General features: G+C 61.7%; 23 protein-coding genes. 16 read left to right on the forward strand and 7 right to left on the reverse strand.

The window, feature by feature from the left end; translation table 11 throughout:
* Positions 1 to 3 precede the first annotated feature (3 nt).
* The 5 genes from NA647_RS05000 (at position 4) to NA647_RS05020 (ending at position 4,610) form a co-directional block, all read left to right on the forward strand.
* On the forward strand, positions 4 to 1,209 hold the full coding sequence (locus NA647_RS05000) for a uroporphyrinogen-III C-methyltransferase (protein ID WP_256056679.1): 1,206 nt from the start codon (positions 4 to 6) through the stop codon (positions 1,207 to 1,209).
* Positions 1,206 to 2,444 carry a heme biosynthesis HemY N-terminal domain-containing protein gene (locus tag NA647_RS05005; protein WP_256056681.1) on the forward strand — a complete coding sequence of 413 codons (1,239 nt, stop codon included), beginning with the start codon at positions 1,206 to 1,208 and terminating at the stop codon, positions 2,442 to 2,444. The genes NA647_RS05000 and NA647_RS05005 overlap by 4 nt, the downstream gene beginning before the upstream one ends.
* An 82-nt stretch (positions 2,445 to 2,526) precedes the next feature.
* On the forward strand, positions 2,527 to 3,018 hold the full coding sequence (locus NA647_RS05010) for a disulfide bond formation protein B (RefSeq protein ID WP_256056682.1): 492 nt from the start codon (positions 2,527 to 2,529) through the stop codon (positions 3,016 to 3,018).
* A gap of 254 nt (positions 3,019 to 3,272) precedes the next feature.
* Positions 3,273 to 3,737, forward strand: a complete 465-nt coding sequence (rsd, locus tag NA647_RS05015) for a sigma D regulator (protein WP_256047767.1) — start codon at positions 3,273 to 3,275, stop codon at positions 3,735 to 3,737.
* Positions 3,738 to 3,836: 99 nt separating this feature from the next.
* Positions 3,837 to 4,610, forward strand: coding sequence for an AlgP family protein (locus NA647_RS05020; RefSeq protein WP_256056683.1), 774 nt, complete (start codon positions 3,837 to 3,839; stop codon positions 4,608 to 4,610).
* Here NA647_RS05020 and NA647_RS05025 read toward each other — a convergent pair.
* Entirely contained in the window at positions 4,586 to 5,065 is a 480-nt protein-coding gene (locus tag NA647_RS05025) for a TIGR02444 family protein (RefSeq protein ID WP_256056684.1), read from the reverse strand. The two genes, NA647_RS05020 and NA647_RS05025, sit on opposite strands and share 25 nt — an antisense overlap.
* A gap of 67 nt (positions 5,066 to 5,132) precedes the next feature.
* On the opposite strand from NA647_RS05025, the gene abc-f reads away from it, so the two are divergent.
* The 5 genes from abc-f to NA647_RS05050 are packed head-to-tail and all read left to right on the forward strand — an operon-like array spanning position 5,133 to position 9,545.
* The gene (abc-f, locus tag NA647_RS05030) at positions 5,133 to 7,043 is read left to right on the forward strand and encodes a ribosomal protection-like ABC-F family protein (protein WP_256056784.1); all 1,911 of its coding nucleotides are present in this window, start codon (positions 5,133 to 5,135) and stop codon (positions 7,041 to 7,043) included.
* Positions 7,040 to 7,621, forward strand: coding sequence for a mechanosensitive ion channel family protein (locus NA647_RS05035; RefSeq protein WP_256047771.1), 582 nt, complete (start codon positions 7,040 to 7,042; stop codon positions 7,619 to 7,621). Before abc-f ends, NA647_RS05035 begins: the two co-directional genes overlap by 4 nt.
* Positions 7,622 to 7,626: 5 nt before the next feature.
* Positions 7,627 to 8,388 carry a TerC family protein gene (locus tag NA647_RS05040; RefSeq protein ID WP_256047772.1) on the forward strand — a complete coding sequence of 254 codons (762 nt, stop codon included), beginning with the start codon at positions 7,627 to 7,629 and terminating at the stop codon, positions 8,386 to 8,388.
* 51 nt (positions 8,389 to 8,439) lie between these two features.
* Positions 8,440 to 9,072, forward strand: a complete 633-nt coding sequence (locus NA647_RS05045; RefSeq protein WP_256047773.1) for a LysE family transporter — start codon at positions 8,440 to 8,442, stop codon at positions 9,070 to 9,072.
* 14 nt (positions 9,073 to 9,086) lie between these two features.
* Positions 9,087 to 9,545: a YaiI/YqxD family protein gene (locus NA647_RS05050; RefSeq protein ID WP_256056785.1), complete on the forward strand. Its 459-nt coding sequence runs from the start codon at positions 9,087 to 9,089 to the stop codon at positions 9,543 to 9,545.
* Between the two features lie 114 nt (positions 9,546 to 9,659).
* On the opposite strand, the gene NA647_RS05055 is transcribed toward NA647_RS05050, so the two are convergent.
* Entirely contained in the window at positions 9,660 to 10,127 is a 468-nt protein-coding gene (locus NA647_RS05055) for a thioesterase family protein (RefSeq protein ID WP_256056687.1), read from the reverse strand.
* A gap of 152 nt (positions 10,128 to 10,279) precedes the next feature.
* Positions 10,280 to 10,942, reverse strand: coding sequence for an isoprenoid biosynthesis glyoxalase ElbB (gene elbB, locus NA647_RS05060; RefSeq protein WP_256056688.1), 663 nt, complete (start codon positions 10,940 to 10,942; stop codon positions 10,280 to 10,282).
* Between the two features lie 420 nt (positions 10,943 to 11,362).
* Here elbB and hemB point away from each other — a divergent pair, with 420 nt between their 5' ends.
* Positions 11,363 to 12,376: a porphobilinogen synthase gene (gene hemB, locus NA647_RS05065; RefSeq protein WP_256056689.1), complete on the forward strand. Its 1,014-nt coding sequence runs from the start codon at positions 11,363 to 11,365 to the stop codon at positions 12,374 to 12,376.
* 19 nt (positions 12,377 to 12,395) lie between these two features.
* Positions 12,396 to 14,603 (forward strand): polyphosphate kinase 1, encoded by a 2,208-nt coding sequence (gene ppk1, locus NA647_RS05070; protein ID WP_256056690.1) that lies wholly within the window; start codon positions 12,396 to 12,398, stop codon positions 14,601 to 14,603.
* A 35-nt stretch (positions 14,604 to 14,638) separates the two neighbouring features.
* Here ppk1 and ppx read toward each other — a convergent pair whose 3' ends face one another.
* Positions 14,639 to 16,141 carry an exopolyphosphatase gene (gene ppx, locus NA647_RS05075; protein WP_256056691.1) on the reverse strand — a complete coding sequence of 501 codons (1,503 nt, stop codon included), beginning with the start codon at positions 16,139 to 16,141 and terminating at the stop codon, positions 14,639 to 14,641.
* Between the two features lie 210 nt (positions 16,142 to 16,351).
* Here ppx and trxA point away from each other — a divergent pair, with 210 nt between their 5' ends.
* From trxA to NA647_RS05095, 4 genes are all read left to right on the forward strand, one after another.
* Positions 16,352 to 16,678 carry a thioredoxin TrxA gene (trxA, locus tag NA647_RS05080; RefSeq protein WP_021207111.1) on the forward strand — a complete coding sequence of 109 codons (327 nt, stop codon included), beginning with the start codon at positions 16,352 to 16,354 and terminating at the stop codon, positions 16,676 to 16,678.
* 233 nt (positions 16,679 to 16,911) lie between these two features.
* Positions 16,912 to 18,171: a transcription termination factor Rho gene (gene rho / locus NA647_RS05085; RefSeq protein ID WP_256047780.1), complete on the forward strand. Its 1,260-nt coding sequence runs from the start codon at positions 16,912 to 16,914 to the stop codon at positions 18,169 to 18,171.
* Between the two features lie 123 nt (positions 18,172 to 18,294).
* A complete protein-coding gene (gene ubiD / locus NA647_RS05090; protein WP_256056692.1) occupies positions 18,295 to 19,761 on the forward strand; it encodes a 4-hydroxy-3-polyprenylbenzoate decarboxylase in 1,467 nt (488 codons plus the stop codon).
* A gap of 34 nt (positions 19,762 to 19,795) precedes the next feature.
* A complete protein-coding gene (locus NA647_RS05095; RefSeq protein WP_256056693.1) occupies positions 19,796 to 20,767 on the forward strand; it encodes a CDP-6-deoxy-delta-3,4-glucoseen reductase in 972 nt (323 codons plus the stop codon).
* A 45-nt stretch (positions 20,768 to 20,812) separates the two neighbouring features.
* Here NA647_RS05095 and NA647_RS05100 read toward each other — a convergent pair whose 3' ends face one another.
* The 3 genes from NA647_RS05100 to NA647_RS05110 form a co-directional block, all read right to left on the reverse strand.
* On the reverse strand, positions 20,813 to 21,472 hold the full coding sequence (locus NA647_RS05100; RefSeq protein WP_256056694.1) for an SPOR domain-containing protein: 660 nt from the start codon (positions 21,470 to 21,472) through the stop codon (positions 20,813 to 20,815).
* Positions 21,473 to 23,212, reverse strand: a complete 1,740-nt coding sequence (argS, locus tag NA647_RS05105; protein ID WP_256056695.1) for an arginine--tRNA ligase — start codon at positions 23,210 to 23,212, stop codon at positions 21,473 to 21,475.
* A 131-nt stretch (positions 23,213 to 23,343) separates the two neighbouring features.
* The gene (locus NA647_RS05110; RefSeq protein ID WP_256056696.1) at positions 23,344 to 25,566 is read right to left on the reverse strand and encodes a primosomal protein N'; all 2,223 of its coding nucleotides are present in this window, start codon (positions 25,564 to 25,566) and stop codon (positions 23,344 to 23,346) included.
* Positions 25,567 to 25,657: the final 91 nt, after the last annotated feature.

Genomic DNA, 25,657 nt, shown 5'->3' on the forward strand with positions numbered 1-25,657 from the left:
AACGTGAGCGAAGTAGACTCCGACAAGGCAGCGCAGCAACCCAAGGGCAACGATCCCGTCATCCCCACTAAAGACGTTCCGCCGAAGAAGCCGGTAGCCGGCTCGACGCCAGACGACGGTCGAGGCCGTGGTCTGGCGGGTCTCGCACTGGTGATCGGCCTGGCCGGTCTGGCTGCGGGAGGCTACAGCGTTTGGCAGACCCAGCAACTGGCCGAACAGGAGCGCCAGCAGCTCGATGCCGCGCAGGCGACGCGGGAGCAGGCACGTCAATTGGACGCGCGCAGTCAGCAGCTTGCCAGCCGTCTCGGGCGGCTGGAGCAACTGCCTTCGGCGGAGCAACTGGAGGATCGACGTCGTCTGCTTTCGGAGCTGCAAAGCGATCAGCAACGGCTCTCGGGACGAGTAGAGCAGGTACTGGGCGCGAGCCGTGAGCAGTGGCGATTGGCCGAGGCCGAGCATCTGCTGCGCATGGCGATGCTGCGTCTGTCGGCCATGCAGGACGTGCAGAGCGCCGAGTCGCTGATCGCCGAAGCCGATCTGATCCTGCGCAAGCAGGACGATCCAGGCGCGTACGGCACGCGGCAGAAACTGCTGGAAGGCCTCGAGGCGTTGCGCAGCTTGCCCGATCTGGATCGGACCGGCCTGTTCCTGCAGCTGGGCGCGCTGCGTGGCCAAGCCAACCAGCTCAACGGTCTGGCTCCAGAGTTCGAAAACGGCCCAGATCAGCCACAGATGCAGGGTGAAAGCCGCTGGCGGCAATGGTTGGACGAGCTGACGCGTTACGTGCGGATCGACTTCAATGCCGGCACCGACGTTAAACCGCTGCTGGCCGGCCAGAGCCTGGCGCAGGTGCGACTGGCGCTTTCACTGGCCATCGAGCAAGCGCAGTGGGCGGTGCTCAATGGCAACCAGCAGGTTTATCGGCAATCGCTGGAGCAAGCCGCCCGGCTGATCGAGGATCACTTCAGCGAAGAGAATGGCCAGAGCCGTGGTCTGCGCGATCGTATTGGGGAGCTTGCGAAACGGCAGGTCTCGGTCACGCTGCCGGACCTGACGCCCGCGTTGCAGGCGATGCAGTCCTACGTGCAAACGCGCGAGTCTGCCGATAGCAACGAGCCGAACGATAACGCTGAGCGCGGCGCGCCGGCCAGCGAGGCCGAGCAGCCGGCCGACGCCGAACAGGCGGTCGAAGGGGATCTGCGCACATGAAGCGACTGGCCGTTGTTGTTCTCATCCTGCTTGCCCTTGCCGGTTTTCTCGGCTGGGCCATTTTTCAAGACGCTGGCTATGTCCTGATCAGCTACGACCGCTTTCGCTATGAGTCGAGCTTCTGGGTGTTCGTCGGGCTGATCGCCTGTCTCTGGCTGCTGACAATGGCGGTTCACTGGGTGCTCGGGTTGCTTCATGCATCCGGCACGCTGGTCAACCCCTGGTCGCGTCGCCATCGTGCGCGGCGCGTCTCCAAGGCTTCGCGCGCCGGATTGCGGGAGCTGGCCGAAGGTCAGTGGAGCCCTGCACTCGGCCATCTGCGCACCGCCGCCGAACACGATCTGCAACCGCTAGTGCACTATCTCGGTGCTGCCCGCGCCGCGAGCGAATTGGGTGAGTACGAACAAAGTGACGAGTTGCTGCGCAAGGCTCGCGAACGCGAACCCGAGGCCGGGCTGGCCATCGGGCTTACCCAGGCTCAGTTGCAGATCGCGCGCGGCCAGTACGGCGACGCACGCGAATCCCTGAACGCGCTGCACAATGAAAACCCGCGCCATCCATATGTGCTGACGCTGCTCCAGCAGCTCTACGTCCAGTTACAGGACTGGCCCGCCTTGTGCCGTCTGCTACCGGAACTGCGCAAGCATCGTGTGCTGCCCCCGGCACGGCTGGACGAGCTAGAGCTGCTGGCCTGGACCGCCGCCCTGGAACAGGCGCCGCAGGCACCGGCCGCAACAGTGGAGGAGGGACAGCAAACGTTCAATCAACGTTGGCAGGCCGTGCCCAGCAAGCTGCGTAACGAGCCGGTGCTGGTGCGTGCCTATGCGGACGGCCTGACTCGACTGGGTGCGGAGGAGAAAGCCGAAGAAGTGCTTCATGCCGCACTCAAACGCCACTTCGATGATCGCCTGATCGAGCGCTATGGTCGCGTTCGTGGGCGCGAGCCGACTCGCCAGTTGGCCCATGCCGAGGCCTGGCTTAAGAGCCATCCGCAAAATGCCGAGTTGCTGCTCGCACTGGGCCGCCTGAGTCTGCGCAACGAGTTTTGGGGCAAGGCGCGCGACTATCTGGAAGCCAGTCTGCGCTTGGAACATCGTGCGGAAACCTGCGCGGAGCTGGCCCGGCTACTGGCGCAGCTGGGCGACAAAGAGCGCAGCAATCGGCTGTTCCAGGAGGGGCTCGGGTTAATCGACGGTGCGAACGGTGTCCGCTTGCCGGCGATCAGCAACGGTTGACCACGGATACTGGCGCTGCCACAGCTTGCAGCCCGCAGCTTGGACTAATACCGTAGCGAGCTTTCCTGTCTGCGGAGTCGCCATGAATCTGGCCAGCCCACGTTCGCTGTTTCTTCTGGCTTTCATCGGCTGTGTGCTGATGATGGTCGCTGCGCTGTATCTCGAGCACGTGGTCGGGCTGGCGCCATGCCCGTTATGTATCGTTCAGCGCATTTGTGTGATCGCCTTTGGCGTGGTCTGCCTTATCGCTGCGATTCATGGGCCGCGCAAAACCGGTCGCCGCATCTATTCGATCCTGGCACTGCTGTTCGCGATGGCGGGCGGCGCCACGGCCGTGCGTCAGATATGGCTGCAGAACATACCGGCCGACCAGTTGCCGGCGTGCCTGCCCAGCCTCGAATACATGATGGATGCGCTGCCCTTCCAGGACATCGCCCGGCTGGTGCTTCACGGTACCGCCGAGTGCGCCGAGGTCAGCTGGACATTGCTGGGCATGAGCATTCCGGAGTGGACGCTGCTGGCATTCATCGCGATGGGCCTGTTCTGCCTTTGGCAGCTGCTGCGGCGCGACTGAGACCTTTTTGTCGAAACAGGCGAATGATCGCTGCGCTTGGTGGTCAATGGACCAGAGCGAAGCGATCCGGTCATGCCTCGCCTGGATGATTTTCGTCCAGGCGGCTTGATGCTTCGGTCGCCGCAGCTTAGTCTGCGCTGGCGGCGACGGTTATCCGCCGATTTCGCTGCCACTCACCCAAGGCCGATACCCCAAGACAAAAAAACGTCTCGGAAGGCGCAATAAGCATCATCGATTAGGGAAGTGAGGTCATCATGCTCGAGAGCTGTCGGAACGCCCAGGAACGCTGGGGAGGTGTACACCTGCTGATCGACCGCTGGCTGCAGGAACGCCATGCACTGATCAACGCATTCGATGGGCTGTATGGCGACCCCGCCGCCGCGAATCGCCCTGTCTTGCAAAAATTCTGCGAAATCCTGCTCGACTATGTGTCGGCTGGGCATTTCGAGATCTACGAGCAGCTGCTCAACGAGGCTGAGGCGTTCGGTGACAAGCGCGGCCTCGAGCTTGCTCGCCAGATCTATCCGCGCATCGAAGCCATTACCGAAGTAGCGGTGGCCTTCAATGACCGCTGCGACAGCGGCGATTGTCTGAATAGCCCAGGTCTGCCCGATGAGTTGAAGCGTCTGGGGCAGCTGCTGCACGAGCGCTTCGAGCTCGAAGATTGCCTGATCGAGGTGCTTCACACCGCTCACAAACAGACCGCCGCGCTGGCCTGATACCGGCCGGCGAGTTAGGTCATATCGCATACGACGGTCGGTAGCGGAGCGCGCGGACCGTCCGACATGGTAGCGCCCATCTCATCAGGAGGCATGTTCATGCCTGCGAAGAAAAACTCGATCACGACGCCGCTGCATCTACTGCAGCAGCTGTCCCATAGCCTGGTTGCTCATCTGCAAAAGGCGTGCAACGAGGCGCAGAGGGACGCCGAAGTGCTGCTGGCCAAGCTTGAGAAGCAGCGCGGCAAGACGCAGGAAAAAGTCATCAAGGCGCGCGCCAAACTCGATGAAGCCGGTGATGCGGGTAAATCGAAGGCGCAGAGCAAAGCCCGCGCCAGGCTGGCCGAGCTGGATGACATGCTTGCCGTGCTGCAGGCGCGGCAGAGTGAAACGCTGGGCTATCTGTCGGAGCTCAAGCGCGACGCCGAACAGAGCCTGAAGCTCGCCCAAGGCATCACCGATGTTGAGATGGCGGCCGCCCAAGCCTTGGCTACGCGCCAGAAGTCCACTGCCGCGACCCGCAGCAAGGCGCCCACCAAGGCGACCAAACCAGCTGCAGCCGAGGCCGCGCCAGCCAAGCCGGCTGCTGGTAAAGCGGTTTCAGGCACGGTTTCGTCGCGTCCGGCTGCAAGTCGCTCCAAACCCGCCGTCAAGACTGGCAGCACGGCAAAACCGGCCGAGGCCAAGGCGTCGGCTACCAGAGCGCCGGCTGCCAAGACAACGAGCGCTCCGCGCCGTCCCGCCAGCAAACCGGTAGCCGCTGCGGAGCCAGCTTCGGCAACCTCCAGACCCGCTGCGGCGAAGAAACCAGCTCGCAAGCCGGCGGCGGCCAAGCGCGAAACCTCAACTCAATCGCCGCCGGTTGCGAGCTGAGAGCCAGCCACACGCCGCAGCGTCTCCCAGAGTGCTTGTTTCTCGCCGCTGAGGCCCGCACAGAGCGGGCCCAGCCAGTTGGTTCGTTCGCTGCCTTTCGGCCAAGGCCGCGTCACCGATTGCAGGCGCTGAAGCTGCATGTGTTCGGCGTCCAGCTCAAGCGCTTTCACTCGTTCACGCAGCCCGGCCAGCTCGTCGTCCGTCGCAGCCTGTTGGCGCCAACTCTGGCGCAAAGTGCGCAACGGTGCGACTACCATGGCTCGCCAGTCATCACTGAGGTCTTGCAGCTGCCTCAGCCGTGCGTCGTCACATGCGACGCCGCGGTGCTCCAGCCAGGCGCCGGTCAACAATAGGCAAACATCCGCGCCGGCCGCCTGCAGTCCGAGGCAGGCTGCTTCGACGCCGGGCTGCTGGTAGCAGCTGAGGGCGAAAGACCAGAGATCGTCACGCTTCATGGGTGTCGGTTTTTTTCGTGAGCAGCCGGATGGATTTCCGGGCGACCTGATAAACTCCGCCGCCATTATGATCCGACTACAGAACTTGACTCTACAGCGCGGTCCCCAGCGGTTGCTGGAAGGCGCCGAACTGACCTTGCATCCTGGCCAAAAGGTCGGGCTGGTGGGTGCCAATGGCGCCGGAAAATCCAGCCTGTTCGCGCTGTTACGCGGCGAATTCGCACCCGACGGCGGCGACTGCCAGTTGCCGCCGGACTGGCGTATCGCCCACATGCGGCAGGAGGTCGATACGCTCGACCGTCTCGCCGTGGATTATGTCCTCGATGGCGATGCCGAGCTGCGCCGCGTGCAGGCCGCACTGATTGCCGCCGAGGCCGCTCATGACGGTGCCTCGCTTGCGCGCCTGCATACCGAGTTGGACAACGCCGACGGTTACAGTGCCGACGCGCGGGCGCGCAAGCTGCTCGCCGGCCTGGGATTTGCCAACGAGCAGATGGATCTTGCGGTCAGCAGTTTCTCCGGTGGCTGGCGGATGCGTTTGAATCTGGCGCAGGCGTTGATGTGTCCTTCCGACCTGCTGTTGCTCGACGAACCCACCAACCACCTCGATCTGGATGCCATTCTCTGGCTCGAATCCTGGCTGAAGAGCTATCCGGGCACTCTGATGCTGATTTCCCACGACCGCGACTTTCTCGATGAAGTCGTAGGCAACGTCGTGCATGTCGAGCAACGCAAACTGACGCTCTACCGCGGTGGTTACTCGGCTTTCGAGCGCGCGCGCGCCGAGCGGCTGGCGCAGCAGCAGCAAGCGTTCGAGAAGCAGCAGGCGCAGCGCGAGCACATGGAGGACTTCATCCGGCGCTTCAAGGCCAAGGCCAGCAAGGCACGCCAGGCGCAGAGCCGAATCAAGGCATTGGAAAAGCTCGAGGAGCTGGCGCCGGCGCATATCGATTCGCCGTTCGACTTCGTTTTCCGTGAGGCCGACAAGGTCTCCAGCCCGTTGCTGGATCTGGCCGAAGGCAGCCTCGGTTATGGCGAAAAACGGGTGCTGGACAAGGTCAAGCTGCAGTTGGTGCCCGGCGCGCGGATCGGCCTGCTTGGCCCGAACGGGGCGGGCAAGTCCACCCTGATCAAGACGCTGGCCAACGAACTGCAACCATTGGGTGGTCGCCTGCAGCGCGGCGAGAACCTGGTGATCGGCTATTTCGCTCAGCATCAGCTCGACGCGCTGGACCCCAAGGCCAGCCCGCTGTTGCACTTGCAGCGCATTGCACCGGGTGAACGCGAGCAGGTGTTGCGTGATTTTCTCGGCGGTTTCGATTTCCGCGGCAATCGCTGTGACGAGCCGGTCGTCAATTTCTCCGGCGGTGAAAAGGCACGTCTGGCGCTGGCGCTGATCGCCTGGGGCAAGCCCAACCTGCTGCTGCTCGACGAACCGACCAACCACCTCGATCTGGAGATGCGCCTGGCGCTGACCTTGGCGCTGCAGGATTTCGAGGGTGCCGTGCTGGTGGTGTCGCACGATCGGCATCTGCTCAAGAGCACCACCGACGAGTTTCTGCTGGTGGCCGATGGACGAGTCGTCGCGTTCGATGGTGATCTCGAAGATTACGCGCGGTGGTTGGTGGATTATCGCGTTCGCCAGCAACCGACCAGCGCCACCGAATCCTCCGCAGACAAGACCGATAAGCGCGCGTTGCGTCAGGCAGCCGCTGCGTTGCGCCAGCAGCTGGCGCCGCTCAAACGTCAGTCGGACAAGCTCGAAAAGGACCTGTCCGGGGTTCAGGAAAAGCTTGCCGCGCTGGAGCAGCGCCTGGGTGACGCCGCCATCTACGAGGCGGCGCGCAAGGACGAATTACGCGAATTGCTAGCCAATCAGGCGGAACTGAAGGCTCGCGAGGGCGAGCTGGAGGAGGCCTGGCTGACAGCGCTGGAGGCGCTCGAAACCTTGCAGGGGCAGCTGGAGGGCGGCGTATGAACGAGCAGTTGTTGATTCTTTCGCAGGAATGGGGGGACCAGCTGCTACTGGGCCTGCAGGTTCTGCTCATTCTGTTGGTCGCCTACGCCTTGCAGCGTTTCGTAGTGCGCGCGCTGACTCGGCTAGGCAGCCGCTATCCGCTGCCGCCTGAACTGTTGCTGCCGCTGCGTGGCGGCATTCGCTGGTTCATCATTGGTGGCGCGCTGATCATGGTGCTGGAGCGCTTCGGCGTCTCGGCGACGGTGCTCTGGACCGCGTTCTCCGGTTTTGTCGCGGTGGCGGCTATCGCCTTCTTCGCTATCTGGAGCGTTCTGTCGAACCTGCTCTGCGCTGTGCTGATTATGACCGTCGGGCCCTTTAGGCTGGGCGACCTGGTCGAACTGGTCGAGAGCTTCGACAAGCCCATCGTCAAAGGCCGTGTCATCGATATAAACCTGCTTTACACCACCCTCGAAGAGGTGGCCGAGAGCGGAACTGGTGCGATCGTCCAGGTGCCAAACAGCTTGTTCTTTCAGAAGGTCGTGCGCCGCTGGCGCGGGACCGACATACAAACGCCTAATCACAGCACTCACGAGTAGCACCTATGGAATGGCTTACCAGCCCCGAAATCTGGGTCGCGTTTCTGACCCTGACCGCTCTTGAAATCGTCCTCGGCATCGACAACATCATCTTCATCTCCATTCTGGTCGGCCGCCTACCGAAGGAGCAGCAACCCAAGGCTCGCTTCTTCGGGTTGGCCCTGGCCATGGGGACGCGGATCCTGCTGCTGCTGTCGATCACTTGGGTAATGCGCCTGACCAACGATCTGTTCACGGTTCTGGGGCATGGTGTATCCGGGCGCGACCTGATTCTGTTCTTCGGTGGTCTGTTCCTGCTATTCAAAAGCACCATGGAAATCTGGCACAGCGTTGAAGGCGAAGAAGGAGAGGAAGGCACTACCAGCGGCGCGGTCAAGGCCGGCTTCGTCGGTATCATTCTGCAGATTGCGGTAATCGATATCGTCTTCTCGCTGGACTCGGTGATTACGGCGGTGGGTCTGGTGGACAACGTACAGGTGATGATCGCCGCGATCGTCATCGCCGTCGGTGTAATGATGCTGTCGGCCAGCACCATCAGCGACTTCATCGAAAAGCATCCGACGCTGAAGATTCTCGCGTTGTCGTTCCTGATCGTAGTCGGCACCCTGCTGATCGCCGAAGCCTTCGGCGCTCACGTGCCCAAGGGCTACGTGTACTTCGCCATGGCATTCTCGCTGACGGTCGAAGCGCTCAATATCCGGATGCGCAAGGCAATGAATCGCAAGCTGAAAGAGCCGGTCAAGCTTGGCAAGGACATGCCGGACTGAGGATGAACAACCGGCTGCATCCAGGTGCAGCCGTTGCCTGAGGCTTAAATCATGACGTTCGAAACCTGGCTTGCATTCTTCGCAGCCTGTTGGGTCATCAGCCTGTCGCCGGGGGCCGGGGCAATCGCCTCGATGTCCTGCGGTTTGCAGTACGGTTTTTGGCGCGGCTACTGGAACGCCATTGGTTTGCAGATCGCCCTGGCGCTACAGATCGCAGTGGTGGCTGCCGGCGTTGGCGCGGTGCTGGCGACCTCATCGCTGGCCTTCAGCTTGATCAAATGGTTCGGTGTCGCCTATCTGCTCTGGCTCGCGCTGAAGCAGTGGCAGGCGGTGCCGGAAATGATCGATGACAGCGCGGCGCCACGGCCCATCGGGCGCCCGCTGACGCTGATGCTCCGGGGCTTTCTGGTCAATGCCAGCAACCCCAAGGCCATCGTGTTTATCCTGGCCGTGCTGCCACAGTTTCTCGATCCGCAGCGCGATCTGGTGATGCAGTACCTGCATATGGGCGCAACCATGGTGGTGGTCGACTTGATCGTCATGGCGGGTTACACCGGTCTGGCGGCGAAGGTGCTGCGCTTGTTGCGCACGCCGCGTCAGCAACGCCTGGTCAATCGCAGCTTCGCCGCCATGTTCGCCGGCGCGGCGGCATTGCTGGCGACAGTGCGGCGGGCCGTGGTGTGACTACCGCCGTGCCATTGCGGGTGTGGGTCGACGCCGATGCCTGTCCCAAGGCGGCCAAAGAGCAGCTGATCAAATTCGCGCTCAAGCGCAAGTTCGAGGTCTTGCTGGTAGCGGGGCAGAGCCAGATCAAGCCGGCCTTCGCCTGTGTTCGCCTGATCGTAGTGCCGAGCGGTCCGGATGCTGCGGACGATTATCTGGTCGAGCATGCGCAGCCGGGCGAGCTGGTTATTTGCAGCGATGTACCGCTGGCCGATCGCCTGGTCAAGAAAGGCGTGGCTGCCCTCGATCCGCGCGGTCGCGAGTTCGACGAGCGCAACATGGGTGATCGTCTGGCCGTGCGCAACCTGTTCACCGATCTGCGTGAGCAGGGGCAGGTCGGCGGTGGCCAAGCCGCTTATGGCGAGCGGGCTCGTCAGGCTTTCGCCAACGCGCTGGACCGGTTGCTCACGCAGTTGACGAAGAAGAGCCGATAGCCGCTGGAAGTTTGAAGGCTGGACGAGAAGAAGCAGCTTGATGGGTCTGGCGGTAAACCGAACGCTTTCCAGCTTCCAGCTTCCAGCTTCCAGCTTCCAGCTTCCAGCTTCCAGCTATCCGCACAAATAGGTGCCAGTCCCCACGGCGACCAACACACCTTCCTCGTTGTGCAACTCGGAGCGAACCACCGCCACCTTGTTGCCGGAGCGCAGCAGCGTCGCGCTGGCGCTGAAGCGCTGGCCTCGTCCCGGTCGTAGGTAGTCGATTCGCAGATCAATGGTGCCGAGCCGCGAGAGGCGCAGGGCGCGCTCCTCGGTGGTCAGATGCTGGTGCTTTTCGAAGGAGCCGAGCATAGCCATCGCACCGCCGACTACGTCGAGCAGAGAGGCGATCACGCCGCCATGCAGGATGCCATGAAAAAAGTTGCCGACCAGCTCGTGCTTCATCGGCAGATGCATCACCACGCGCTGGCGCGTCACTTCGCCCAGTTCGATGCCCAGATATTCGTTGAATGGCATGCGCTCGAAGAGCTGGCGCACGGCTTGTTGCTGCTCTTGGAGGGTGTCGGATTTGCTGGGCATGAGTTCGGCCTTCTGTCTGGTCGGCCAAAGCTGCCGTAGTGAGGCAGGAATGAACAGGGGGGGGCGGCGGGAGCACCGGTACGATTGGCTGTATAGCCATAGGCCGAACGAAAACCCGAGCTGAGCTCGGGATTCGGGAGATGAGGCGATGCTTACTTGTGGGTGAGCTCCAGCACTCGGTCGACCAGTTTGTAGATGCCCGACGCCGCTTCGCTGATCGATTGCGCAAGCATGTAGGCAGGGGTCGTCACCAAGTTGTGCCTGGAATCCTCGACGAGTTCGGTGACCTCGCAGGCTTGGTGCTCGATGCCCATTTCGCGCGCTGCGCCAGCGGCGGGGTCATCATCATTGCCCAGCGTGCAGACCACGCCAGCTCCGAAGATCTGCGCCGCCATGGTGGGTGCGATGCACATCATGCCAACCGGCTTGCCGGCTTTCGCAAACGCCTGAGCCGCTGACAGCACATCCGGGAGGACCTTGCTGGCGGCGCCCTGAGTGGCGAAATCGGAGAGGTTCTTTGCCGCGCCAAAGCCGCCGGGCATGATCAGCGCATCGAACTCGCCCACATTCAACTCGCGCAGATCGCTGATTTCGCCACGGGCCAGGCGGGCGGATTCGATCAGCACGTTGCGGCTCTCCGGCATTTCCTCGCCGGTCAGATGGTTGATTACATGCATCTGTGCGATGTTCGGCGCGAAACAGCGAACCGTTGCGCCGCGCTGGTCCAGGCGCAACAAGGTGATCACGCTCTCGTAGATTTCCGAGCCGTCGTAGACGCCACAGCCGGAAAGAATCACGGCGACTTTTTTGTTCATAGGGATACTCCTGGTCAAATTCAGCGGCCCGGAAGGCGCCGGGTGAAAGTCTTCGATGCTAATCCCTGGCGGGGTTCAAGGTAAGCCCGTACCCGTGTCCGAAAAGCTAGCGGTTCAGTTCTGGCGGCGCATTTTGCTGCCAGACCGCATGCCGAAATTCATTCACCAGTTTTGCCCGGGCTTCAACGCTGGTCAGTTGTACTGTTGGATTCCTCGCCAGGACGGGTGTTCAGTCGAAGCCAGGGCTTGCATACAGGTTTTCAGCCAGACGGTTTGCTTGATCAAAGCACTGGCCGTGCCTGCCTCGGCTGGCGACAATGAGGGCAACGCGCAGCGTCGTTTAACGGTGCTGTCATCAATCGGTCACAAAGTCGGCCTATAAACGTCATATTCGCCCGTTCTGCGGGCCAGGAGTTCGCTGTGAGTTTCGTTCCTGCCAATCGATTGTTTCCCGCTACTCGCCTGCGTCGTAATCGTCGTGACGATTTTTCCCGGCGGCTGGTGCGCGAACATAAGCTGAGCGTGGACGACCTGATCCTGCCGGTGTTCGTCCTCGATGGTGAAAATCGCCGCGAGCCGGTGCCTTCGATGCCCGGTGTCGAGCGCCTGTCTATCGATCTGTTGCTCGAAGAGGTAGAGGAATTGGTGGCGCTGGGCATTCCGGCGCTGGCGCTGTTTCCGGTCACGCCACTGGAGAAGAAATCCCTGGACGCCGCCGAAGCCTGGAATCCGGACGGCATCGCCCAGCGTTCCACGCGTGCACTGCGTGAGCGGTTCCCGGAGCTGGGGATCATCACCGACGTCGCGCTCGACCCGTTCACCACTCATGGTCAGGACGGCATTCTGGATGAGCAGGGCTACGTGCAGAACGATGTAACGGTCGATGCGCTGGTCCGCCAGGCGCTCTCCCACGCCGAGGCCGGTGCTCAGGTCGTGGCGCCGTCGGACATGATGGACGGTCGCATCCAGGCCATCCGCGAGGCGCTCGAAGTGGCTGAGCATCACAACGTGCGCATCATGGCCTACTCGGCTAAATACGCCAGCGCCTACTATGGCCCGTTCCGCGATGCGGTGGGGTCGGCCGGTAATCTCGGCAAGGGCAGCAAGAACACCTATCAGATGGACCCGGCCAACAGTGACGAGGCACTGCACGAAGTGGGCGCCGACCTCGCCGAGGGTGCCGACATGGTCATGGTCAAGCCGGGCATGCCCTATCTCGACATTCTCTGGCGGGTCAAGGATGCCTTTCGCGTACCCACGTTCGTCTATCAGGTCAGTGGCGAATACGCGATGCATCAGGCCGCCATCCAGAACGGCTGGTTGAGCGAGGCGGTGATCCTGGAATCGCTGACCGCCTTCAAGCGCGCCGGCGCCGATGGCATCCTCACCTACTTCGCCAAACAGGCCGCACAACAATTGAAACAGGGGCACTGAGCCCCTTCGAGGCAGATCCATGACCAACCAGGGACTCAGCGAAAGCGAACTGCAGCTTGCCGACAATGAGGCGCAACCTCTCGAGGAGCTGGCTGCGCCAGTGTCCGAGGTGGACACGCAGGAGGAGGCGCCAGCACCGGCACCGCAACCAGTGCCCAATCTGGACGACAACAGCCTGTATATCCATCGCGAGCTGTCGCAGCTGCAGTTCAATATCCGCGTGCTGGAGCAGGCGCTGGATGAGTCCAATCCGTTGCTGGAACGGCTGAAATTCCTGCTGATCTTTTCCAGCAACCTCGACGAATTCTTCGAGATTCGCGTTGCCGGATTGAAGAAGCAGGTCACCTTCGCCCGCGAGCAGGCCGGCGCCGATGGGCTGCAGCCGCATCAGGCGCTGGCGCGGATTTCCGAGTTGGTCCACGAACAGGTCAGCCGGCAATATTCGATCCTCAACGAGGTGCTGCTACCGGCGTTGGCCGAGCAGCAGGTGCGCTTCATCCGACGTCGTCACTGGACGGTCAAGATCAAAACCTGGGTGCGTCGCTATTTTCGTGACGAAATCGCACCGATCATCACCCCGATCGGGTTGGACCCGACGCATCCGTTCCCCTTGCTGGTCAACAAGAGTCTGAACTTCATCGTTGAGCTCGAAGGCATCGACGCCTTTGGCCGGGACTCGGGACTGGCGATCATTCCGGCGCCGCGTCTGCTGCCGCGCGTGATCCGTGTGCCGGAAGAAGTGGGTGGAGCAGGGGCCAATCATGTCTTCCTGTCGTCGATGATCCACGCGCACGCGGACGATCTATTCCATGGGATGAAGGTCAAGGGCTGCTATCAGTTCCGCCTGACGCGCAACGCCGACCTCTCGGTCGATACCGAAGATGTGGAGGATCTGGCGCGAGCGTTGCGCGGCGAGCTGATTTCCCGTCGCTACGGCGATGCGGTGCGCCTGGAGGTTGCCGACACTTGCCCGCCTCACCTGGCCAATTTCCTGCTCAAGCAGTTCAGCCTCAGCGAGAGTGAGCTGTATCGGGTGAACGGGCCGGTCAACCTGACCCGGCTGTTCAGCATCACCGGGCTGGATAGCCACCCAGAGTTGCAGTACACGCCTTTCACCCCGGCGATTCCGAAGCTTTTGCAGAACAGCGAGAACATTTTCAACGTCGTCGGCAAGCAGGACATTCTGCTGTTGCACCCTTACGAGTCGTTCACGCCAGTGGTCGATCTGTTGCGCGAGGCGGCCAAGGATCCTTGCGTGCTGGCGGTCAAACAAACGCTGTATCGCTCCGGCGCCAATTCGGAGATCGTCGATGCGCTGGTCGAGGCGGCGCGCAATGGCAAGGAAGTCACTGCGGTGATCGAGCTGCGCGCGCGCTTCGATGAAGAATCCAACCTGCAACTGGCCAGCCGGCTGCAGCAGGCCGGCGCCGTGGTCATCTATGGTGTGGTCGGTTACAAGACCCACGCCAAGATGATGCTGATCCTGCGTCGCGAAAACGGCGAGCTGCGTCGCTACGCTCATCTGGGAACCGGTAACTATCACGCCGGCAATGCGCGGTTGTATACCGACTACAGCCTGCTGACCTCCGACGATGCGCTTTGCGAAGACGTTTCCAAGCTGTTCAGCCAGCTGATCGGCATGGGCAAGACGATGCGCATGAAAAAGCTCTTGCATGCGCCGTTCACGTTGAAGAAATCGTTGCTCGACATGATTACGCAGGAAACCCAGCACGCCAGCGAAGGCAGGCCGGCGCACATCATTCTCAAGGTCAATTCGCTGACCGATCCGAAGATGATCCGTGCGTTGTACAAGGCTAGCCAGACGGGCGTGCGCATCGACTTGATCGTGCGTGGTATGTGCTGCTTACGCCCGGGGATTCTGGGCGTCTCGCACAACATCCAGGTGCGCTCGATCATTGGGCGCTTCCTCGAGCACAGTCGGGTTTTCTACTTCCTCAACGGTGGCGACGAGAAGCTCTACCTCTCCAGCGCCGACTGGATGGAGCGCAATCTGGACCGTCGCGTCGAGACCTGTTTCCCCGTCGAAGGCAAGAAGCTGATCACTCGGGTGAAAAAAGAACTGGAAGGATTCCTGACCGACAACACCCAGAGCTGGGTGCTGCAGCCCGATGGCAGCTACGTGCGCAGCAGTCCGAGTGGCAACCAGAACCCGCGTAACGTGCAGAGCGCTCTGTTGGAGCGCCTGGGTAGCCCGAGCGCTCGCTGACGTCTGAGGGCGCGCCCAAGTGATTGGGCGAAGGCTCAGCGTACCGTCAAGGTGAAATCGATGCGCTTCAGCCATTCCGCTTCCAGGGCGAAATCGGCTTGAGTGAGCGGATTGTTTTCCAGCCAGCCGCTGGGAAAGGCTACGTCGAGGCTGTTGTCGTCGGCCTTGAGCGTGAATGCCGGCGCCTGCTGCGGCCCGCGGATATGGTGGAACAGAATGGCGAACCGCAGTAGCACGCAGAGGCGGGTCAGCTTCACGCCGTCCTCACTCAGCTCTTCGAACTTCTGCCTCGGTATATTGCGACGATGCCCGCGCACCAATAGCGCAAGCATTTGCTGGTCCTGACGTGAGAAACCAGGAAGGTCGGAGTGCTCGATCAGGTAGGCACCGTGCTTGTGATAATGGTAGTGCGCGATATCAAGACCCACTTCGTGCACCCGAGCCGCCCAGCTCAGCAGCTCGCGATGCCAGTCATCGAGAAGCCCCCAGTCGGCCGACACTTGGTCGAGCGCCTCCAGAGCCTTGCTTTCGACCCGCGCCGCCTGCTCGTTGTCGACGTGGTAGCGCTCCATGAGAAAGCTCAGGGTGCGGCTGCGGATGTCTTCCTGATGATGGCGACCGATGAGGTCGTAGAGCACGCCTTCGCGTAGCGCGCCCTCGGAATGCGCCATGGTGCTGAGCTCCAGCGCATCGAACGCCGCTTCGAGAATGGCCAGCCCCGCCGGGAAGATGCTGCGACGATCCGGCTTGATGCCGTCCATGTCGATCCTGTCTACATCGCCCAGCTTGAACAGCTTGCGCTTGAGCCACCCCAGTCCTTCGCTGGTAACTTGGCCATTACTCAACCCGGCGCCCTTGATCGCCAGACCGATGGCGCGGATAGTGCCGGATGCCCCGACTGTGTCCTGCCAGCCGAGCCGCCGCAGACCATGCTCGATGCTCATTAGCTCGAGTCGTGCCGCCGTGTAAGCCTGGGCATAGCGTGCAGCTGTGATCTTGCCGTCACGGAAGAATCGCTGGGTGAAACTCACGCAGCCCATCTGCAGGCTCTCGCGTAACAGCGAATCGAAGCCCTCGCCGATGATGAACTCAGTACTGCCGCCGCCAATATCAATGACCAGCCGCTTGCCGGGCGCCGTCGGGAAGGTGTGTGACACCCCGAGATAGATCAGTCGCGCTTCTTCCCGGCCTGAGATCACTTCGACCTGATGATTGATGATCGTCTCGGCTTGACGGAGGAACAGCGCTCGATTGCGAGCTTCGCGCAGGGCGTTGGTGCCTACTACACGCACCGAGCCCTGAGGCAGATGATTGACCAGTTGCGCGAAGCGGCGCAGACAATCGAGGCCGCGCTGCATGGCGGCATCGTCGAGCATTCTGTTCTCATCGATGCCGGCGGCCAGTTGGACCTTTTCACCGAGCCGCTCGAGGATGCGCATTTCGCCGTTGCTGATGCGGGCCAGGACCATGTGGAAGCTGTTGGATCCGAGATCGAGGGCGGCGATCAGTGGGGAGGGTTCGGCGGCTGGTGGGGGCATGGCGCGGTCTCTGTGCAAAACCCCGACATCCTGACATGATCATCGGCATCCGCCAACGCGCAGCGCCCTCACTTAGCGCCCGATTATCGGCCACAGGGCTTCCAATTCGTCGCCATGCCCCGATTGACCAAGTGACAGACTGCGACTTTCGGTCCGCATCAAGCCGGGCTATGATGGCGTCACTATCGGTTTTGACCCTGGAGAACATCCATGAGCGAATACATCAACAATGTCAGCGACAGCAGTTTCGAGCAGGACGTGCTCCAGGCAGACGGCCCTGTGCTGGTCGATTACTGGGCCGAGTGGTGTGGTCCGTGCAAGATGATCGCTCCGGTACTCGATGAGATCGCCAAGGACTACGAGGGTAAGCTCAAGGTCTGCAAGCTGAACATCGACGAGAATCAGGAAACCCCGCCGAAATACGGCGTTCGCGGCATTCCGACACTGATGCTGTTCAAGAACGGCAATGTCGAAGCCACCAAGGTTGGCGCGTTGTCGAAGTCGCAGCTGGCTGCGTTTCTCGACAGCAACATTTGATTTAGAGAAGCGCCGCTATCCAAAGCCCTCGCAAATGCGGGGGCTTTTTTCTTGCGGCAGGGTGGACGCTTCGTCTGTGCGGTGCTAAATTCGGCCCCGCGACGCTTCTTCCGTCGCCCTCTGCATGCCGTCGCCGACGCACTTCAGCCTCATAAAGCACAACGAATCTGTTCGTATCCTGCTGCGCGGCTTCTAAAGCTAATCGCTTTCTTCATCCTTCCTGACCTCTCTCTATGAATCTGACCGAACTTAAGCAAAAGCCCATCACCGAACTGCTGGAAATGGCCGAACAGATGGGCATCGACAACATGGCCCGTTCGCGCAAGCAGGACGTGATTTTCTCCCTGCTGAAAAAGCACGCGAAAAGCGGCGAGGAAATCTCCGGTGATGGCGTGCTGGAGATTCTCCAGGATGGCTTCGGCTTCCTGCGCTCCGCGGATTCGTCTTACCTTGCCGGCCCTGACGACATCTATGTCTCGCCGAGCCAGATCCGCCGCTTCAATCTGCGCACCGGCGACACCATTGTTGGCAAGATTCGTCCGCCGAAAGAAGGCGAGCGTTATTTTGCCCTGCTCAAGGTCGACACGATCAATTTCGACCGGCCGGAAAACGCCAAGAGCAAGATCCTGTTCGAGAACCTGACGCCGCTGTTCCCCAACCAGCGTCTGACCATGGAAGCCGGCAATGGCTCCACGGAAGACCTGACCGGTCGGGTGATCGACCTCTGTGCGCCCATCGGCAAGGGCCAGCGCGGTCTGATTGTCGCTCCGCCGAAAGCGGGCAAGACCATCATGCTGCAGAACATCGCCAGCAACATCACCCGCAACAATCCCGAGTGCCACCTGATCGTCCTGTTGATCGACGAGCGCCCGGAAGAAGTGACCGAAATGCAGCGCACCGTGCGCGGCGAAGTGGTTGCTTCCACCTTCGACGAGCCGCCAACCCGCCACGTGCAGGTCGCTGAAATGGTGATCGAGAAGGCCAAGCGTCTGGTCGAGCACAAGAAGGACGTGGTGATTCTGCTGGATTCCATCACCCGTCTGGCGCGTGCCTACAACACCGTGATCCCAAGCTCAGGAAAGGTGCTGACCGGTGGTGTCGATGCCCACGCCCTGGAGAAACCCAAGCGTTTCTTCGGCGCCGCACGCAACATCGAGGAAGGCGGCAGCCTGACCATTCTCGCCACCGCACTGGTGGAAACCGGCTCGAAGATGGACGAGGTGATTTACGAGGAATTCAAGGGTACCGGTAACCTCGAGCTGCAGCTGGACCGTCGCATTGCCGAGAAGCGCGTCTTCCCGGCCATCAACATTAACCGCTCGGGCACCCGTCGCGAAGAACTGTTGACCAGCGAAGAAGAGCTGCAGCGCATCTGGATTCTGCGCAAGCTGCTGCACCCGATGGACGAAAGCGCTGCCATCGAGTTCCTGCTGGACAAGCTCAAGGACACTAAAACCAACGATGAATTCTTCATGTCGATGAAGCGCAAGTAAGCGTCTGGCCGTACCACCGAGGCCGGGGAAACCCGGCCTTTGTTTGTCTGCAGGTTTTGGAATCGGTCACGCCAAGGCTAAACTCTGCGCCTCGACACTTGCCGGCCGATGCGAGGCTCAAGCATGCAGTATCGCGATTTGCGCGACTTTATCAGTGGCTTGGAACAGCGCGGCGAACTCAAGCGCGTCTCAGCCGCCGTCTCTCCCGTTCTGGAAATGACCGAAGTATGTGACCGCACTCTGCGAAAGCAGGGCCCTGCGTTGCTTTTCGAAAATCCGACCGGCTTCAATATGCCTGTGTTGGGCAACCTGTTCGGCACGCCCAAGCGCGTCGCGCTGGGTATGGGCGCCGAGGAAGTCTCGGAGCTGCGCGAGATCGGCAAACTGCTGGCCTTTCTGAAAGAGCCGGAGCCGCCGAAAGGCCTCAAGGACGCCTGGAGCAAGCTGCCGATTTACAAGAAGGTCATCAGCATGGCGCCCAAGGTGCTCAAGGATGCGCCCTGCCAAGAGGTGGTGATAGAAGGCGGGGACGTCGATTTGTCCACGCTGCCGGTACAGACCTGTTGGCCGGGCGATGCCGCACCGCTGATTACCTGGGGCTTGACCATCACCAAAGGGCCGAACAAGGATCGGCAGAATCTGGGCATCTATCGTCAGCAGGTGATTGGCCGCAACAAGGTCATCATGCGCTGGCTCAGCCACCGCGGGGGAGCGCTGGATTACCGTGAGTGGTGCGAGAAATATCCCGATCGACCCTACCCCGTCGCGGTGGCACTTGGCGCAGACCCGGCCACCATCCTCGGTGCCGTCACGCCGGTGCCCGATTCGCTCTCCGAATACGCCTTCGCCGGCCTGTTGCGCGGCAGCCGCACCGAGCTGGTGAAATGCCGCGGCAGCGACCTGCAGGTCCCGGCCGGTGCCGAAATCATTCTCGAAGGGCATATCTATCCCGGCGAGATGGCCGACGAAGGGCCCTACGGCGACCACACCGGCTATTACAACGAAGTGGACCGCTTTCCTGTGTTCACCGTCGAGCGCATCACCAAGCGCCGCGATGCGATCTACCACAGCACCTACACCGGCCGCCCTCCGGACGAGCCGGCGATTCTTGGTGTGGCGCTCAATGAAGTCTTCGTGCCGATCCTGCAGAAGCAGTTCCCGGAAATCACCGATTTCTACCTTCCGCCCGAAGGTTGCTCCTACCGCATGGCAGTGGTGACCATGAAGAAGCAGTATCCCGGCCATGCCAAGCGGGTGATGCTCGGCGTCTGGAGTTTCCTGCGGCAGTTCATGTACACCAAGTTCGTGATCGTCACCGATGACGATATCAACGCCCGCGACTGGAACGATGTCATCTGGGCTATTACCACGCGCATGGATCCCAAGCGCGATACGGTGCTGATCGAGAACACGCCTATCGATTATCTCGATTTTGCCTCTCCGGTATCCGGCCTCGGCAGCAAGATGGGGTTAGACGCCACGCACAAGTGGCCGGGCGAGACCAGCCGTGAATGGGGCCGCGCCATCGTTCAGGACGAGGCGGTCAAGCGCCGGGTCGACGAACTCTGGGCTGAGCTGGGCATCGACTGATGACCCGTAGTCGTTATTTCAGGTTTTTGCATAGATGAAAGTTACGCTACAACCCTCTGGGGCCGTGCTTGAAGTCCAGCAGGGCGAGCTGATACTCGACGCTGCCCGGCGCCTGGGCTACGACTGTCCGCAGGCCTGCCGCAACGGTAACTGTTTGGTCTGCGCGGCCTTGCTGGTCAATGGTCGGGTACGCCAGCGTGGTGTAAGCCAGGATCATGGCGAGGTTTTCGCCTGTCTGGCCGAGCCTGAAGATGATTGCGTGCTGCTATGGGACGGCGTGCTCGCCCCTGGCGAGCTGCCGGTACGGACGTTCAGTTGCCAGCTGATCAGTTGCCAGGACGTGGGTGGCGACGTGTTTCGGCTGCTGCTCCGCGCGCCTGCAGGCAAGCCGCCGCGCTATCATGCCGGACAGTACCTGCTGCTGAAGCGTGAAGACGATGAATTCAGCGCCTTTTCCTTGGCGTCTGCGCCGGGGCGTGGGCGTGAACTGGAATTGCATGTGCTGGCACGTGAGTCGTCGACGATCGGTTTGCTCGATTTCATCAGGCGTCAAGGGATGGTCAGCGTGCAGATGCCGTTCGGCGACACGCATCTCGCCGAGTTGCCGAATGGACCGCTGGTACTGATCGCGGCCGGAACCGGGATGGCACAAATGCACAGCCTGATCGAACATTGCCGGGCCGAGGGCTTCGCCCATCCGGTGCACCTGTATTGGGGCGTACGCCGGCCGGAAGATTTTTATCAGCTCCCCCACTGGGATGAGTGGCGGCAGATGCCGAATCTATTTCTCCATCAGGTGGTCAGCGACGTCTGTGGTTGGCAGGGGCGTTGCGGCATGCTGCACGAAGCGGTATGCGAAGACTTCAGCGATCTCAAGCCGGTGTATGTCTATGCCAGCGGCTCACCGGCAATGATCTACGGCACGCTGGATGCGCTGGTAGAAGCGGGGATGGACGCGACGCAGATGCGCGCCGATGTCTTCGCCTACGCGCCGCGGGAAGGCTAGAGCCGCTGTTTTGCGGCTCTCGTGTGTTTCGGGCGACGCCTTGGTTCAGCGTGCCTGCCGTTGCTGAAGCAGCAGATTGTTGTAGCCGCTTGCAGAAAGCGTCTTCTGCGCCTGGCCAAGCTGCTCACGGTTGGCAAAGGGGCCGACCAGGACGCGGTACCAGTCCTCGTCACGGACGGTGACGTTCTCGACGCGTACATCCTGACCCAGCAGGATAATCTGAGCCCTGACCTTTTCCGCTTCCTGCTGCTTGCGGAACGAGCCGGCCTGCAGGAAGAACTGGGTAACCGGCGCCTTGGCCACCAGCGGTGGGGGCGGCGGTACCTGGCCATTCAGCGCAGCTTCCGCCCGCGCCGTGTCAATCTTGGCTGCTTCTTCGGGCGTCACCGGCTTGGGCGGTTCGGGCTTCGGCGCTTCCGGCGGCAGAATGACTTCGGACTCAGGTAGCAACGTATAGAAGTCGTACTTGGGCTTTACTGGCTGTTCCTGTGTCGGCGTGGAGCGCTTCGGTTGTTCCTTGGGTTTGGGTGTGTCCGTGGTGCGCTTGATCTCGTCTCGGCCGGGTTCGAGGTTCATCAAAAACATGATGAAACCGCCGATGATCAAACCACAAACCAGCCAGACCCAGCCGGGTACGGGCTTTTTGGCGGGCGCCTGATAGCGGCTCGCCCCGCGCTTGGGGGCGGGTTTCTTCCTGGTTGCCACTTACATCCGCTCCAGGGTTTCCAGGCCGAGCAATTCAAGGCCTTGCTTGAGGGTCTTGCCGGTCAGCGCGGCCAAGCGCAGGCGACTCTGCTTCACAGTGTCGCTATCGGCGGTGAGTATCGGGCAGTGTTCGTAGAAGCTCGAAAACAACCCGGCCAGATCGTACAGGTAGCTGCACAGCAAATGCGGGACGCCCTTCTCGCCGACACCATTCAGGACTTCTGCGAACTGGGCAAGCTTCGCACCCAGCGCCTGTTCCTGTTCGGCTTGCAGCTGTATCTCGCCGGTCAGCCCGTCCATCCCGGTACCGAGCTTGCGGAACACGCTGGCCACGCGGGTGTAGGCATAGAGAAGATAAGGCGCGGTGTTGCCTTCGAAACTGAGCATCTGTTCGAAGTTGAAGCTGTAATCGCTGGTGCGGTGCTTGGACAGGTCCGCATATTTCACCGCGCCGATCCCGACGGCACGAGCGATCTGGCGCAGCTCTGTCTCGTCCAGATCCGGGTTCTTGCCCTTCACCAGGCTGTAGGCGCGCTGTTCGGCTTCGTCGAGCAGATCGACCAGCTTCACGGTGCCGCCGTCGCGGGTCTTGAATGGGCGACCGTCGGCACCGTTCATGGTACCGAAACCCATGTGCTCGAGCTGCATGTCGCTACTGACGAAGCCGGCCCGGCGTGCGACCTCGAAGGCCATCTGGAAGTGCAGGGCCTGGCGTTGATCGACGAAGTACAGGGCGCGATCGGCTTTCAATTGCTGGCTGCGGTAGCGCATGGACGCCAGATCGGTGGTGGCATACAGGTAGCCGCCGCCGGCCTTCTGCACGATGACCGGGAGCGGGTTGCCCTCGGCGTTCTTGAATTCCTCGAGAAACACGCACTGGGCGCCGTTGCTTTCGCTCAATAGCCCCTTGGCTTTCAATGCCTCGACGATATCGCCCAGTTCGGCGTTGTAGGCGCTTTCGCCTTTGACGTCATCAGGGGTGAGCTTGACGTTCAGGCGGTCATAGACCTTCTGGCAGTGCGACAGGGATATCTCGTTGAAGCGGTTCCACAGGCGTAGGCAGTCGGCATCGCCGGCCTGCAGCTTCACCACCAGTTCGCGGGCCCGATCGGCGAACACGGGTGAGTCATCGAAGCGCTGCTTCGCAGCGCGATAGAACTGCTCGAGGTCGGACAGCTCGCTTTCGGCGGCGGCGGGATTTTCTTCCAGATAAGCGAGCAACATGCCGAACTGCGTACCCCAATCACCGACGTGGTTCTGCCGGATCACCTCGTCACCGAGAAACTCCAGTACGCGCGCCACCGCATCGCCGATGATGGTCGAGCGCAGGTGGCCGACGTGCATTTCCTTGGCCAGATTCGGCGACGACAAGTCAATCACGACTCGCTGCTTTGGACTTGCCTTGCTGACGCAGAGATGCGGGTCGCCAAGCGCCGTGTCAAGACGTTGGGCGAGCGCAGCGCTGTTTTGGAAGAAGTTTAGGAAGCCCGGGCCGGCGATCTCCACCTTGCTGACGCCCGGATCCGCTGGCAATGCCTCGATGAGCTTCTGGGCCAGGTCGCGGGGTTTCATTCCGGCAGGTTTGGCTAGCATCATGGCAATGTTGCTGGCGAAGTCGCCATGAGTCTTGTCGCGGGTGTTTTCCACCTGGATGGTCGGACTCAATCCCTCAGGCAGCACCCCTTCGGCGGTGAGGCGGTCAAGGGCTTGCTGGATCAGGTGGCGAATGCTGTCTTTCATCGTTTGCTCGGTCGGCCCGGAGGCTTTGGTCGAAAACTGCGCATTATAAGAGCAGCGGCAAGTTACAAGCCACCAGCCGCAAGCGGAAGCAAAAAGCCCGCAGAGGACGCTTGAGTCTGGATGATGCGGGGCTAGAACAAATCGATCGGATCGACATCCAGCGACCAGCGCACCGCGCGACTGGACGGAAGTCGCTCGACCAGTGGCAGCCAGGCGCTCATCAACTTGTGCAGAGGGGCGCGGGCATTGGCCTGCAACAACAGCTGGGCGCGGAAGCGTCCGGCGCGGCGTTCCATCGGTGCAGGCACTGGGCCCAGCAGTTCTATGGCGCTGAGACCGAGCTGTGCCATGAGCTGTTCGGCCTCATGGCAGGCGTGATCGAGGAATTCTTCGGCCTGGCCGGGCTTCGTCGCCTCGGCACGCAGCAGAGCCAGATGGCTAAATGGTGGCAGGCCGGCGGCACGGCGCTCGCTCAACGCCTGATCGGCAAAGGCGAAATAGCCTTGTTCGGTGAGCTGGACCAGCAGTGGGTGATCGGCAAGGTGTGTCTGAATGATGACTTTGCCGGGCTCTTCGGCGCGGCCCGCGCGACCGGCTACCTGGACGATCAGCTGGGCCATGCGCTCGCTGGCACGGAAGTCAGCCGAGAACAGCCCGCCATCGGCGTCGAGGATGGCGACCAGCGTGACTCGGGGAAAATGATGACCCTTGGCAAGCATCTGGGTGCCGACCAGCAGGCAAGGTTCGCCGCGGTTGATGGTGGCCAGCAGTTGCTCCATCGAGCCCTTACGTGAAGTGCTGTCGCGATCGATGCGCAGCACCGGGTAGTCGGGAAAGATGATGCCCAATCGTTCTTCGGCGCGCTCGGTGCCGGTACCAACCGGGCGTAGGTCGACGCTGTTGCAATCCGGGCAGCTGCGTGGCGGGCGCTCGGCGTGGCCGCAGTGGTGGCAGCGCAGCTCGTTGTGACGCTGATGCAGGGTCATTCTGGCGTCGCAGCGCGGGCATTGGCTGAGCCAGCCGCAATCGTGACAAAGCAGCGATGGGGCGAAGCCGCGGCGGTTCAGGAATACCAGGACCTGTTGTCCGGCAGCGAGTGTCTGGGCCATGGCCTGCTGCAGCGGGCCGGAGATGCCCGAATCCAGCGGGCGACTTTTCACATCCAGGCGCAGAAAGCGTGGCGCCTGTGCATCGCCAGCGCGCCGGGTCAGCTTTAGCAGGGCGTAACGGCCGCTGTGGGCATTGTGCAGGCTTTCCAGTGAGGGTGTGGCCGACCCCAGCAGAACCGGCAGATTCTCCTGGCGTGCTCTGACAATTGCCAGATCACGGGCGTGGTAACGCAGGCCTTCCTGCTGTTTATACGAGGCGTCATGCTCCTCGTCGAGGATGATCAGCCCGGGGCTTTTCATCGGAGTGAACAGCGCTGAGCGGGTGCCGATGATGATGTCCGCCTCGCCGTCCCGTGCCGCCAGCCAGGCATCCAGGCGTTCACGGTCGTTGATGTTGGAGTGCAGCAGGGCGATGCGGGCGTTGAAGCGCTTCTCGAAGCGCGCCAGGGTCTGCGGGCCGAGGTTGATTTCGGGGATTAGCACCAAGGCCTGTTTGCCGGCTTTGAGCACCTGGTGGATCAGCTGCAGATAGACCTCGGTCTTGCCGCTGCCGGTGACGCCCGCCAGCAGAGATACCTGGAACCCATCCAAGCCGGCGCGAATGGCTTCGAACGCGGCGCGTTGTTCCTGATTCAGCGGCAGTTCCGGCTGCAGCAGCCAGCTGCCCTGATGCCCCTGAACCTGATGACTACGGCGGGTCTCGATGCGTAACAAACCTTTTTTCAGCAGCAGATCCAGGCTGTCCTTGCTCAACTGCAATTGGGTCAGTAGTGAATGGGCCACGCCGTGGGGATGTTGGGCGATGGTTCTCAACGCCTCGCGCTGACGGGGGGCTCGGCTGAGGCGGGGGTCTTCGGGCCGCGCCCCGTTGGTGACATGCCAGAAGCGCTCCTGTCTTGCCTCGGCGGGTTCGCCCTGGCGCAACAGAACCGGCAGTGCCCAACTGAAGGCATCGCCCAAGCTGTGCTGATAATACTGGGCAGTCCACAGACACAATCTGAACAGAGCGGACGGGAGCGGGGAGCGTGTATCGAGCAGCTCCAGCGCCGGTTTGAGCTTTGCTTCGGGGACCGCGCTATGATCAACGACCTCCACTAGAACCCCTACGATTTCCCGCCGCCCGAACGGCACGCGCAGCCGCATGCCTGGCTGCAGCGACGCGGGCAAGACGCTAGCAGGTGGACGGTAGTCGAAGAGCCTGCGCAGCGGAGAGGGAAGCGCGAGACGGAGTATGGGTTGGGGCACGCGGTAGTCCTTAGCGACGAATGCCGATCTTAAACGATACGGCGCGATGACAGTGTCGCGACGCCTTGAGCGGGACGGGTGCCCGGATCGG

Source organism: Stutzerimonas stutzeri (assembly GCF_024448985.1).
Lineage (GTDB): Bacteria > Pseudomonadota > Gammaproteobacteria > Pseudomonadales > Pseudomonadaceae > Stutzerimonas > Stutzerimonas stutzeri_AP.